A 12050-nucleotide genomic window follows, 5' to 3' on the forward strand; every position below is an offset into this window, starting at 1 on the left:
GGCGCCGCATCGCCACCCGCTACGAAAGATGCGGAGACCTGTTCCTGTCTGCCATCTGCATCGCAGCCATCGTCTTCTTTTGGCTGCCAAAATGATTCCTGACCCTAGTCTTGCCGACGCCTTTTGTCGAATGGCAACAGGTGGCGGTTTCGGCACCCGCAAGCTGCATACGAACGCCGAAGAGGTCCTGTTCGACGTGACCCGCCCCTGCCTGCTGAACGGCATCCCGGATCTCGCCAGCCGTGCCGATCTGGCCGACCGGGCGATCATCGTGCACCTGCCGGTGATATCTGGCAGCGAGCGGCGTTTTGAACGGGAACTTTGGGACGATTTCGATCAGGCGGCCCCGGCGATCCTTGGCGCACTTTTGAATGGCGTGAGTTGTGCCATGGCCAACCTCGAAGCGGTCACCTTGACCGAACGGCCCCGCCTCGCCGATTTCGCCCGCTGGATCACCGCAGCCGAGACGTCATTCGGATGGGCGCAAGGGAGCTTCCTTGAGACCTATGCGGAGAACCGCAACCGGGCGACGCTCGCGGCCATCGAGAGCAATCCGGTGGCGGAAGCGACCCTCGCACTGGCCCGCGCCGAGACCACTTGGGGGGGAACGGCAACGGAACTGCACGCCATGCTCAGGAACCGCTTTCCCCTCACATGTGCCGACGCCATGACCTTCCCCAAAGATGCGGCCCGCCTCGCCTCCGACCTCCGCCGGGTGCAACCGCTGCTTCGGAACCAGGGCATATCCCTCACTTTCGCGCGCCATGGCAAGGAAGGTGTCCGCCAGATCGTGTTGGAATGCGCATGATCGCCGTCAGTACTGTCAGCACCGTCAGCCCAATCTCGCAGGCTGACGGTGCTGACGGTGGATTTGGTGTCCTGCTGCAGTTCGTGGCGGGAGAAAGACCAGATTGGTGAAACGACAGGTTCTTGCGCATTCCTGCCCTTTGTTGAGACTCACGACGTCGTCGGCGCAGAGCGAACTCAAGCGACGCTATCGGCCCACAGCCGCCCTTCGCGTATGTCGCAGAGAACGGCTGCAGAGAGCCCATTCTGCGATTTTCTGCGGGTTGCATCGAAGGCAGCTTTTTCCAGTACCTGACATTCGCCGCGAGTGCGAAATCGCTACCGCCGATCTTGTCGTATCGGTAAACGCGGGCGGACACCCGTCACTCGCTGCGGATATCGCCAAAGTCTGTTGGCGGTTATCCATTCTGCTCCCGTCGAACGCAGATACCTCGTGCGGTCGATTGATGATACGCGGTCCGCCTTCCATAGACTGCGTTTACATGCGTTTCGCTGGCATTGTCGTACTGTCGGGAACACTGGCCGAGAAAGCTGTTTTACGGATACAGTCGTGTTCGGTTGAGGGGGCACACGTCCAGCCGGCCCCAGAGTTGGAGTTTTTCATGGCGGGGCCAACATTGATCGCCAGTCTGGTGGCGTCCTTCGTCGATTTCGCCGTGAACCGTGGTGTGAGCGAGGCGTCCCTGCTTCATGCCAGCGGGATTTCCAATGCAGAGTTGCGCGACCCGGATGGACGCATTCCGGCGGATGCCTATCTTGCGCTGATCGACGCCGCTGTTGCCGCCACCGGGGACACCGGCCTGGCGATGCGCCATGCTGCCGAGACGAGTATCGACAGGGTTTCGATCGTTGGCTTGATCGTCGAGGCGGCCGGCCCGCTCGACGCCGCCATTCGGCATCTGAACAGGTATACGCGGATCATCGCGGACCTTCCGGTTGCTGGCGGAGCGGACCGGTTCGAGCTGCGTCAGGAAGGTGCCGCACTCTGGCTCATCGACCATTTTCCCGGCGCCGATGTCGCCCCGGTGGGGATCGAGGAAACTTTCGCCAACCTGATCGTGGGCTTCCGGAAGGCTGCGCCGGGACGGGAGTTCGCCCTGGAGGTGCAGGTAAGTTTCCCCCCGCCGGCGCACCGAGCGCTATTTGAAGAGATTTTCCGGGCACCGGTGCAGTTCGAAGCCGGGCGAAACGCCATCCATCTGAACCCGGGCTGGCTGGAGGAAAACACACTTGTTCCGCAGCCCTATACCTTCGGTCTGTTCACCCGCCACGCCGACATCTTGCTGGCAGAACTCGAATGCGCCGAGACGACACGCGCGCGGCTCGAGGCTCAGATCCTGTCGGAACTGCACAAGGGCTCGCTTTCAATGGACAACGTGGCGCGGGACCTCGGGATGAGCCGGCAGACGCTCTATCGGCGCCTCAAGGACGAGAACGCGACCTTCGCCGAGGTTCATGACGACCTGCGCCAGAAAATGGCGCGCGACTACCTGACCGCCAAGAGGATCTCGGTCAACGAGGCGGCCTACCTGCTGGGGTTCTCCGAGGCATCCTCCTTCGTGCGCGCCTTCAAGCGTTGGACCGGCTTGAGTCCGGCCGCCTACCGGGAAGCCCACGAAACATAGTCGAGGCTGCCGATTGGCACGAAGTGTCAATTGCATGATGCGCCCGGTCATGCCGGCACGTATCGCGAAGCGGTATACTTTCAGCACATCACGTGTGGCAGCGAGTCCTTCGCCGAACCGAAACGTCGAAGCGCTGCGGCTGCCCGTTAGAAAACCTCGCCGTCACAATCCCCAGGGCGGCCCGGTTTCCGTCCAATTGGAGACACGCCCATGTCTGATCTGCTTCACCTCCGTCGTCACCGGTTCGACACCCTCAATTCTCTGCTGGCGGGCGATTTCCGAAAGAAAGTTTCGGACAGGAGCATCGAGAGCATCCACTTAAGGCGCGATATCGGTCTGCCCGATACGCCTGAACGGCAGATCTCTCTCAGCTTCGAAGCGCCGTTGGTCGGGCTGCGCCGGTAGCCCCGGCGCGGCCCCGGCGGTCCCGAGCATGAAAGGAACGCCCATGCACACCGTTTTCGTCGCAGGCGCGACCGGGTATCTCGGACGCCATCTCTGTGCCGAGTTCAGCCGACGGGGCAGCTATGTCATAGCGCTGGTGCGCGATGCGGGTCGCACGCAGGACCTTTGTGCCGACAGTCTCGTGGAGGCCCAGGCGACCCGGCCCGAGACGCTCAAGGATGTCATGGCTGGCGCCGACATCGTGGTGTCGGCACTTGGTATCACTCGGCAGGCGGATGGGCTGAGCTATCGCGATGTCGACTACCGGGCCAATCTGAACCTGCTGCGGCAGGCGGAACAATCCGGTGTCGCGCGGTTCGCCTATGTCCACGTCCTGAACGCGGATCGCATGTCGCATGTCCCGCTCGTCGCCGCGAAGGCAGAATTCGTACGCGCGCTTCAGGCATCCTCCATCGCCCCCACGGTGATTGCCCCGTCGGGGTTCTTTTCAGACATGGGGGATTTCTTTGCGATGGCCAAATCCGGCCGGGCCTGGCTCTTCGGGGATGGCGGGTTCAGGATCAACCCGATCCACGGTGCCGATCTTGCGACCGCCACCGCCGATGCCATTGACGCCGGGGAGCCCTGGCTTGATGTCGGCGGGCCCGAGACCTTCAGCCATGTCCAGGTTGCCGAACTGGCCTTCGACACCCTCGGACGACCCGCAAAAATCACTCGCCTGCCGGACGGGCTGCGCCGTCTGACATTGCGTGTCCTGCCCTGGGTCACGCCGCGTCGGATATCCGGGCCAGCGCAGTTTTTCCTCAACGCGATGTCCATGGACATGGTCGGCGTGCCCCGCGGCAACCACCGCCTTGCCGATCACTTCCAAGCACTCTCGAACGAAAAGCCGGCCAGCCGGCCGATGGGAAACAGGACGACGAAAGAAAGCTGACACCAATGCCCTGCTCACACGGGTATCCGCGCCCGACACCCAGTTTCACATGTCCATCAAGACGCATTTGGGAGGATTGCAGATGGCCGATGACCAAACCGGACTCTCCGGCACAACCACAATGCCCGGACGCTCGATCACCGCTCTGAGAGTTTTCCGCTCCGGCTCCGCCGAACAGCACAAGGAACACCGGTATGGCAGCCCGCTTCCGCAGCTCTGGTGGGTTTTCTTTGGTCGAAGTTGGGTGCCGCTGCCGCTTCAGTTCTTCCTGATCCAGCACCACAAGGGGCCGATCATCTTCGATACGGGTATCGACCCGGCCATCGTGACCGACAAGAGCTATATTCGCGAGGCTGTCGGGCGTTTCCTGCTGCCGCGGATCTTCCGCCTTCATCTCAATGAGAGAGATCGGGTCGACCATGTTCTTGCAGATGCAGGCATCGCTGCCAGCGATATTCGCACCGCGATCATCTCGCACCTTCATTTCGATCATGTCGGGGGAATTGCGCAGATCCCGCAGGCCGATCTGCTGGTGAGCGACCGGGAATGGGCCATGCTGTCGGAGCCGCATCCGGAACGGGAATGGATACTGCGCGAGCATATCGACCTGCCGACCGCGAAATGGCGGCAGATCTCGTTCACGCCAAGCGACGATCCGCTGTTTGAGGGATTTGGCGGTATCTACGATGTCGAGGGCGACGGCTCCATGATCCTGCTGCCGACACCCGGGCATACGCCGGGATCTATATCCCTGCTGATCCGGCAGGAAGGCTGGACGCCAATCCTTCTTGTCGCCGATCTCACCTACGAGACCGCCCTGCTGGAAGCGGACCAGGTGCCAGGCACCGGAGACAAGAAAACTCTTCTGGCCTCCTTCGCGAAAGTCCGAAGGTTGAAGGAACGACTGCCGGAGCTGGAAATCGTGGCCTCGCATGATCTTGAGGCGCGCGAGGCTATCGAGCGCGCCACCCGTCCCACAGCCGAAAGGGGAGAAGGTGCGACATGACACACGCAGGAACAGACAGTTGGGACGCCATCGTCATCGGGTCGGGAATGGGTGGAATGGCTGCGGCAGCCGCCTTGAGCAGGGTCGGTCACAGGGTTCTCCTTCTTGAGAAACACCAAACGCTGGGTGGACTCACACACAGCTTCTCCCGGGACGGTTTCTCATGGGATGTCGGCCTCCACTACCTGGGCCATATGGCCCCGGGCGACCGGGAACGTGGGCTTCTGGATTGGTTGTGCGACAGGCCGATGGAGTTCGTTTCCCTGGGAACCATCTACGACACGGTTCATATCGGATCATCGGAGCCTTTGTCGCTTTCACGTCCCTATGAAGCGCAGGAAATGGACCTCACGGATCGCTTCCCCGACCAGGCAGACGCGATCGAAGCCTGGACACATGCCTTGCGCGAGGGAAAGGACGCCGCGATGGCGATGTTCCCGACCCGCGCGATGCCGGAGATCGCCGGTAACCTCCTCGATTGGTGGAACCGTCGCGCCATCTCGAAGTGGACTGCCAGAACAACGCAAGAGGTCATCGACGACATCACGGATCATCCCGAGCTTGCCGCTGTCATGGCTGCCCAATGGGGCGATCACGGTGGACGCCCGAGCAAGGCGAGCTTTGCCATGCACGCACTGGTCGCCGGGTACTACCTTCACAGCGGGTCCTGGTTTCCAGTGGGCGGGGGCGCGGCCTTCGCAAGGCACATCATTCCCACGATCACCAGGAACGGGGGGGAAGCCCGCAGTGGCGTGCGCGTGGCGGAAGTGCTCGTCGAAGGCGACGAGGTTGTCGGCGTCCGAACGGGCGACGGGGAAAACATCCAGTCGAAGGTCGTGATTTCCGACATCGGCGCTCGGGAGACCGTCGATACGCTGTTGCCCGCGGGTCTTGCCGACCAGGAATGGGCTTCCGAGATCCGTGCCTTGCCGTCGAGCGTTGCCCATTTCACCATGTTCCTCGGCCTTGAAGGCGATATCGAGGCGGCGGGGGCCACCCGGGCGAACCACTGGATCTACCCGACGGGAGACGTCGATGTCCTCTGGACCGACGCGCCCGATGGGCGACCGCCCCACCTGACGCTGTCCTTCGGGTCGCTCAAGGATCCGGCGCATGACCCGGGTCCGCGCCAGAGACACACAGCACAGATCCTGGTCTGGGCGGAGTGGTCGCAGGTTGCCCGCTGGGCAGAACACCCCGCCGGCACCCGAGGCGATGACTATGCGGACTTCAAGGCGAGGGCCGAAGCAACGCTGATGGCAGAGCTCGAGCGGCACTTCCCCGCCCTGGCCAAGCTCGTAGTGTTCAAGGACCTGGCGACGCCGCTGTCGACCGTCAACTTCACCGGGCATCGCAAGGGCGCGTTCTACGGCCTCGATGTCACGCCGCAGCGCATGATGTGCGACGCGCTCAGGGCAAGAACGCCGATTCCGGGTCTCTACCTCGCGGGTCAGGATGTGGCGAGCCCCGGGATCCCGGGTGCGCTTTGGGGCGGCTTGTTGTCGGCCGCGAGTGTGGATTCGAAGGTGTTTCGCCATTTCCGCGGGTGAGCGGCCAAACCCTACCTACCACATTCGTGACGGGCCTTAAGCAAAGGAGCAATCCAGTGCATTGGTTTTTAATCTCCATCGGGGTCGGCATCGAGATCCTCGCCAGCGCCGCGCTCAAGCTTTCGGACGGCTTCACCAGGATCGGTTATGCCAGCCTGACCCTGGCGTGCTTTGGCGCGGCATTCTATGTCATGTCGCTGGTCGTCCGGACCATGCCCCTGGGCATCGCCTATTCCGTGTGGGCCGGTGGCGGCATTGCGGGTGTCGTGCTGATGGGGGCGGTGGTGTTCGGTCAGACGCTCGACGCCTACGCCTATCTCGGAATTGGCTTGATCCTTGCCGGGGTCGTCGTGCTGAACGCGCTATCGACAGCCACCAGCGGCTAGCAAGTGCGGGCTTCACTTTGTAGGGCCGATGCTAGAGGGTGTCCGTCAGTTCGAAGCTCATGCCGGCATGTTTGGTGATCCTGTCCCGCAACAGCCCGCCCATCGCGGCTGCCGGGGTCCAGAAACGACCGCCCACCGAAATCCCGTCCTGATCTTCCGCAAGACACAGCGCCGCTTCGGTCAGCATCAGGGTGGTGGACCGCACGCCCGGGTCGCCCTGCCCTGTGACCCGGGCCTTGAGGATCGTGCCATTGGGCATTTCTCCGACAAGAACGATCTCGTAAGAGCCGGTCTCTCGAACTTCCTTGCTTGGCCCTTCGCCGGACTTCGGCAGCATGTTTCGCTGAAGGAAACCGCGAGTTGCAGGGATCGCCATGGCAGTCAGGAACAGCCGCCCGAACAGCATGCTGCTCATGGCTGCCCACCAGCCACCGATACCGCTTCGGGTCAGGCCGGTTTCTTCGTAGCGAAAGTCGCGGCCGTAGGGGTACCCCATTATCGCGTTCGTCCGCCGCACGACCTTGGAGTTCATCGGTCCCATGAAGTAGGGTTTGGTCCAAGCTTGCATGTCGGCATCCCAGGTCACCCTGACAGGCATCATGCGGTCCGGTCCGTCCGGGCCTTCGCGTTCGCCGTCGGGGCAGAGCGCATATGGGTCTGCTGACAGCCGGTCGAAATCCGGGTCTGACTCGCGCAGCCGCATGGCGTTGAGGAAACTCGCGGCTGTACCCCCGCTGAAGCCGCCCTTCAGGCGCGTCACCCGTGTTGCAACGCGTTTGCACGGCCCGCCAAAACGCGCCAGTGCCGCATCCTGCAGGAACTGTACCCCCAGATCGGACGGGATCGAGTCGTGCCCGCAGGAATGCACGATCCGGGCGCCCGTTTCGCGTGCCTTTTCCTCATGCGCGTCGATCATTGCACGCATCCATTGCGGCTCGGCCGTCAGGTCACAATACTGCGTGCCGTTCTCCACACAGGCTGCGACCAGCTCGCTTCCATAAAGCGCGAACGGTCCGGCCGTTGATGCAATCACCCGCGCTCGGGCAGCCATCTCTGCCATGAAGGCGGTGTCGTGGCTGTCTCCGACAAGAACTGGGAGAGGGGTGCCCCCCTTCGGCAGATCGTGGCGCAGGGCCTCCAGTTTTTCCCGGTTGCGCCCGCCAATTGCCAGCCTGAGGCGGCGATCATCACATCGTCTCGCCAGATGCCGGGCGGCCCGGCGGCCCGTGGCCCCGGTTGCCCCCCACAACACGATGTCAAACGCACGCTCCGTCATTGCGCCGGAACCATCCGCTAGGTGCCTTCGTTGTGTCTGTCAGCTTCCGAACACCGGAGTTCGTCCTCGGTCAATGCATCAAGGATGGTGTTTTTCCCACCCGACCGGAAAACCCGAATTCCATGAAGCACGACAGCCAGCCCCCACCCCATCATCGGCCAGATGGACCAGAGTGTTTCCGGCGCCGTGAGCACGTTGATCACCACCAGCAGCACCATGACAGCGACATAAACCCCGGCATGAACGAAAAAACCGTATTTCGCCTCGGCGCGCTGTCTGGCAAGCGCATATTTCCTTGTCTGTGTCATCGTCGCCTCCTCCAGCTCAGCGATACGATCAGTTTTGAACCTACCAGAAATCGCAATTGTTGGTCTTGAGCGAGATCATTGGGCAGCCGCCAAATCCAGGTGCCTGTCTATTTGCTTCAAGAATTCGCTCCTGCCGGGCTGCGGCTTAGCGGACCTCCGATGCTCTTGTTGTGAAGGTCGGTTTCGGGCCGCATGTGCGCTCAGAATTCTTGCTGCAGCTGCGAAAGGCGGCTCCTGCCCGAGGTCTGGTCTACGCAGTCAACGGACCCTCAGCCGCTAATCACGAAAGGCAGAAACGTCCGCTGAATTTCCGTTGCAGCAACGCGCGGCGAAGGTCCGGTAGCCGCCCTTCATTCCAGCCCCTGGATAACCCGAAGCCTGCTTAATTCATCTGCAGCGAATGGCGGGAACTGGGAAGAGCTGGCATTTGCCTCTTCCCGAAATTCGACGCTGCCACTGATGCGCATCACTTGAAAAGGCCTATTTTAGCTTGCCAACATCGGGTTTCTGCCTGACCAGATTGTCACCACGTGGTTTGTTTCAATTGTCGGGCTTCGTCAGATCATCCACTCGAACCCGGTTTCCTTTTCCGAAAGCGTCCAGAGCCGTTCCATGGCCGGCTTCTCACAGGCGTGGGGGTGCAGCGTGCCCTTGCCGACCGGGCCGACGAACTCCATGCGGCCGGTGGGGCCATAGAGGGCACGGGCCTCCAGACCATTTTCGGTCGCGCACATGACCTCCGGCCAGGAGCCCTTCTCGGCCGATTGCGTGATCGGCAGCTTGGTCATGATCCAGAACATCACCCGCGTCGCCAGGTTGCCGCTGGTGGTGATGAGTGAGGTGCGCGACGAGCCGGGGTGGCAGACATAGACTTCGACATTGGTGTTGCCCGCCGCCTCGAGCCGATCCTGCAGCTCGTAGGCGAACATCATTTGCGCCAGCTTGCTCTGCGAATAGGTCTTGTTCTGGTGGTAGTTTTTGTCCCAGTTCATGTCGTCGAACTGGATAGCCTTGATCCCCATGTTGTAGCCAAGGCTGGAGACGACCACGATCCGGCCCTTCGACGCCTCGATCCGCTCGAAAAGCAGTCCGCAGAGCAGGAAATGCCCATAATGGTTCGTGCCGAGCATGCTCTCGAAACCGTCCTCGGTAAACTGCTGCGTCGGCACCTGTGCGATAGCAGCGTTACAGATGAGCGCGTCGATCTGCGGAACCGTCTCCAGCACCTCCGCCGCGGCTTCCCGAACGCTGGCGAGCGAGGCGAGGTCCATGCGGACGAAGGAGACCTCGGCATTCGCGCCGAGTTCCTTCTTCAACTCGGCGACGGCGGCTTGCGACTTATCGGCCGAGCGGTTCAGCATGACCACCTTTGCGCCCTTGGTCAGAAGCGTCCGCGCCGCCTGGAACCCGGCCCCGCCATTGGCGCCGGTGATAAGGTAGGTCTTGCCGGAAAGGTTGCCGAGGCGTTCCGGCGTCCAGCCGTTCGGTCCGAATGTCGTGTCTGCCATTTGAATTCTCCTGCCAGCGCTGGCTGGCCGTTCCGATGTGGAATGTTTTGTTGTCTTGGGAGTGAAATAGAGCCCGACATCGATCAAAAACAGGCGAATACCTCTCTAATACATGCCTATTCGTATCTACTGGGTTGAAAGGTGCATCCTCCCGGCTTTAGTCCAGGAACATGAGCAAGCAACAGATCAAACACATCCTTGAAAACCGGATCAGCGAGGACGGCGCGGTGGAAACCGGGATCAAGGGCGTGCAGCTCTTCCGGGTAACCGAAGAAATCCGCTGCGCTCCCGCGGTCTACGAACCCTGCGTGGTCGCCGTCGTGAGCGGGTCAAAGGAGGCGATACTTGACGGAGAAAGGTATCGGTACGACAGCTCGCGATACATGTGCTGTCCCATGTCGATGCCGGTGGAGGCGGGCACGCCCGACGCGTCACCTGAAACGCCTCTGTTGGGTGTGCTGATCTCCTTGAACACGCGGGCAATGACCGAGTTGGCCATCGAGATGGAAAACGCGACCGGCGCAATCCGAATGCCCAAAGGCGGCCCGATCCCGCAGGGGCTTGCCCTTTCCCATTGGGACCCTGCCTTTACCGACGCACTCCTGCGGCTTCTGCAAGTGCTCGACAGCTCAACGGACAGGGCTGTCCTCGGGGAGGGTCGGCTGCGGGAACTGTACTACGCCGTCCTGAAAGGCGAAGCAGGAGAGGCCGCACGGCGCGCCTTTGGTGTAGGCAATGAGATCGCGCGGACCATCGAATTCCTGTCCGACCGCCTGAACGAGCCTGTCACGATCGATGATATGGCCGAACAGGTCGGGATGAGCCGGGCCGTCTTCCACCGAAAGTTCAAACAGGCGACCACGATGTCGCCGATCCAGTTCGTGAAATCGATGCGGCTGAACAACGCCGCGATGCGGATCGCCGGCGGCATGACCGTGAACGAGGCGGCGATGGACGTGGGTTATGTCAGCACCTCCCAGTTCAGCCGGGAAATCAAACGCATGTATGGCCAGTCGCCCAGACACTGGAGTCAATCCTTGGAAATACCGCACGAATTGAACTAACGGCTGAGTCGCATTGGTCGCAGCCACTTCGCTCGCGCATTATCTGCGACCTATCGAGTGCTCTCGTTTGTCGACAATCTATACTTGAACTCACCCATGATGGTGACAGTAGCCCCAACAAGCCGCCGTTGGCGAACCTTGCGGCGAATGACTGGTTCCCGCCCTCTTCACCGATACCGTTTCTCAAGAATTTGATCTTTCGCGCACGCTTCGAGCGTCCGGTAGGTCGATAAACCTGACAAGCCCTCTTCGAGCGTGGCTCTTCCGATAACCCAGGTGGGTAGTGGCGCACCTGATCGACCAACAAGATCCGAGTCGTGCACCGGCTCGGGACGCTGTACGTGCCCCCGGTTCGGCGTCGGGCAAGAAACGCCACATCGAACGTAGCACCAGCGTAGCACCGCACAATCGGGCCGACATGCCATGCGCCGCTAAGACATATGTATGTATTTGTTTTTTTGTGATTATCTTGGTTGCGGGGGCTGCATTTAGTCAAGGACCTACACATCCAGAACTCAGAATGGAAGTGTAGTTTTTTCTTGGGGAACCGCATCGCTCGCAAAGTTATCGCCGAGTTGAACGACCGCAATCTCAACATTCTGTCGTACAGAGCGGATGGTCCAAGAGATGATTTGGAAATGCAGAAATCTGCAAGGACGGCGGTTTGCGGTCATTCTGCACAAATGCGAGAAACCCGCGGCGAAAAGGCGAAAGCGGACTTTCAATTCGGGCTGCCAAGCCCAAATCTGAACCCACCATTCGCCGCACCGAACTGGGAAGATGCGGACAAAGTGTGAATTCGCTGCGTCAGCGCTCTTGGTCGATTTGGCGCGCCTTTCGGACCTTCAATTTGCGTTGCACCAAGACTGCAATCTGCAGCAGCTACCCAGTTAATCCAGCGGAAAAACGTGTCCCTTGCTCCGTGGGATCGGAGGGCGATGCATATGCCAACGCTATGTGTGAGAGGTCCTTGGTACAGCTCGAATGCAGTCTTCTCGACAGGCTCGCGCTCCGAACCAAGGTCGAGGCCCGCATTGCGACCTCCGAATTCATCGAGGGATGGTACAATCCCGGCCGCCGGCACTCGGCTCAGGGATCCCTCGCCACCGACCATTTTTGGAGTGCTCTCTGGAAGCTTGAAAGCCCTAGCCCACAAAGGTCCACGAAACCTCGGAAACCCC

General features: G+C 61.1%; 11 protein-coding genes and 1 pseudogene. 9 read left to right on the forward strand and 3 right to left on the reverse strand.

The window, feature by feature from the left end:
* From CLV78_RS22800 to CLV78_RS22835, 8 genes and pseudogenes are all read left to right on the forward strand, one after another.
* Positions 1–95, forward strand: a pseudogene (locus CLV78_RS22800) (IS5/IS1182 family transposase); the annotation flags it as partial.
* Positions 96–130: 35 nt separating this feature from the next.
* Complete coding sequence (locus CLV78_RS22805) at positions 131–808, forward strand: DNA-binding protein (RefSeq protein WP_106208358.1); 678 nt, start codon at positions 131–133, stop codon at positions 806–808.
* A 601-nt stretch (positions 809–1409) separates the two neighbouring features.
* Positions 1410–2432 (forward strand): AraC family transcriptional regulator, encoded by a 1023-nt coding sequence (locus CLV78_RS22810; protein WP_106208359.1) that lies wholly within the window; start codon positions 1410–1412, stop codon positions 2430–2432.
* A gap of 210 nt (positions 2433–2642) precedes the next feature.
* Complete coding sequence (locus tag CLV78_RS22815) at positions 2643–2837, forward strand: hypothetical protein (RefSeq protein ID WP_106208361.1); 195 nt, start codon at positions 2643–2645, stop codon at positions 2835–2837.
* A gap of 43 nt (positions 2838–2880) precedes the next feature.
* The gene (locus CLV78_RS22820; RefSeq protein WP_106208363.1) at positions 2881–3771 is read left to right on the forward strand and encodes an SDR family oxidoreductase; all 891 of its coding nucleotides are present in this window, start codon (positions 2881–2883) and stop codon (positions 3769–3771) included.
* 82 nt (positions 3772–3853) lie between these two features.
* Positions 3854–4777 (forward strand): N-acyl homoserine lactonase family protein, encoded by a 924-nt coding sequence (locus CLV78_RS22825; protein ID WP_158263646.1) that lies wholly within the window; start codon positions 3854–3856, stop codon positions 4775–4777.
* Complete coding sequence (locus tag CLV78_RS22830; protein ID WP_106208367.1) at positions 4774–6327, forward strand: phytoene desaturase family protein; 1554 nt, start codon at positions 4774–4776, stop codon at positions 6325–6327. The genes CLV78_RS22825 and CLV78_RS22830 overlap by 4 nt, the downstream gene beginning before the upstream one ends.
* Positions 6328–6383: 56 nt before the next feature.
* Positions 6384–6713, forward strand: a complete 330-nt coding sequence (locus CLV78_RS22835; RefSeq protein ID WP_106208369.1) for a DMT family transporter — start codon at positions 6384–6386, stop codon at positions 6711–6713.
* A gap of 31 nt (positions 6714–6744) precedes the next feature.
* On the opposite strand, the gene CLV78_RS22840 is transcribed toward CLV78_RS22835, so the two are convergent.
* The 3 genes from CLV78_RS22840 to CLV78_RS22850 all read right to left on the reverse strand — a co-directional run bounded on the left by CLV78_RS22840 (position 6745) and on the right by CLV78_RS22850 (position 9805).
* Positions 6745–7989 (reverse strand): saccharopine dehydrogenase family protein, encoded by a 1245-nt coding sequence (locus CLV78_RS22840; protein ID WP_106208371.1) that lies wholly within the window; start codon positions 7987–7989, stop codon positions 6745–6747.
* Between the two features lie 17 nt (positions 7990–8006).
* A complete protein-coding gene (locus tag CLV78_RS22845; RefSeq protein ID WP_106208373.1) occupies positions 8007–8297 on the reverse strand; it encodes a 2TM domain-containing protein in 291 nt (96 codons plus the stop codon).
* Positions 8298–8854: 557 nt separating this feature from the next.
* Positions 8855–9805 (reverse strand): SDR family oxidoreductase, encoded by a 951-nt coding sequence (locus CLV78_RS22850; protein WP_106208375.1) that lies wholly within the window; start codon positions 9803–9805, stop codon positions 8855–8857.
* A gap of 170 nt (positions 9806–9975) precedes the next feature.
* On the opposite strand from CLV78_RS22850, the gene CLV78_RS22855 reads away from it, so the two are divergent.
* Positions 9976–10869: an AraC family transcriptional regulator gene (locus tag CLV78_RS22855; RefSeq protein ID WP_106208377.1), complete on the forward strand. Its 894-nt coding sequence runs from the start codon at positions 9976–9978 to the stop codon at positions 10867–10869.
* Positions 10870–12050: the final 1181 nt, after the last annotated feature.

The organism is Aliiruegeria haliotis (assembly GCF_003003255.1).
In the GTDB taxonomy this organism is placed as follows: Bacteria; Pseudomonadota; Alphaproteobacteria; order Rhodobacterales; family Rhodobacteraceae; genus Tropicimonas; species Tropicimonas haliotis.

Excerpts from the sequence above, each read along its gene's own strand:
- CLV78_RS22825 (WP_158263646.1), top strand. The coding sequence starts at position 3,854 with ATGGCCGATGACCAAACCGGACTCTCCGGCACAACCACAATGCCCGGA.
- CLV78_RS22810 (WP_106208359.1), top strand. The coding sequence starts at position 1,410 with ATGGCGGGGCCAACATTGATCGCCAGTCTGGTGGCGTCCTTCGTCGAT.
- CLV78_RS22815 (WP_106208361.1), top strand. The coding sequence starts at position 2,643 with ATGTCTGATCTGCTTCACCTCCGTCGTCACCGGTTCGACACCCTCAAT.
- CLV78_RS22845 (WP_106208373.1), bottom strand. The coding sequence starts at position 8,297 with ATGACACAGACAAGGAAATATGCGCTTGCCAGACAGCGCGCCGAGGCG.
- CLV78_RS22840 (WP_106208371.1), bottom strand. The coding sequence starts at position 7,989 with ATGACGGAGCGTGCGTTTGACATCGTGTTGTGGGGGGCAACCGGGGCC.
- CLV78_RS22855 (WP_106208377.1), top strand. The coding sequence starts at position 9,976 with ATGAGCAAGCAACAGATCAAACACATCCTTGAAAACCGGATCAGCGAG.
- CLV78_RS22805 (WP_106208358.1), top strand. The coding sequence starts at position 131 with ATGGCAACAGGTGGCGGTTTCGGCACCCGCAAGCTGCATACGAACGCC.
- CLV78_RS22830 (WP_106208367.1), top strand. The coding sequence starts at position 4,774 with ATGACACACGCAGGAACAGACAGTTGGGACGCCATCGTCATCGGGTCG.
- CLV78_RS22820 (WP_106208363.1), top strand. The coding sequence starts at position 2,881 with ATGCACACCGTTTTCGTCGCAGGCGCGACCGGGTATCTCGGACGCCAT.
- CLV78_RS22850 (WP_106208375.1), bottom strand. The coding sequence starts at position 9,805 with ATGGCAGACACGACATTCGGACCGAACGGCTGGACGCCGGAACGCCTC.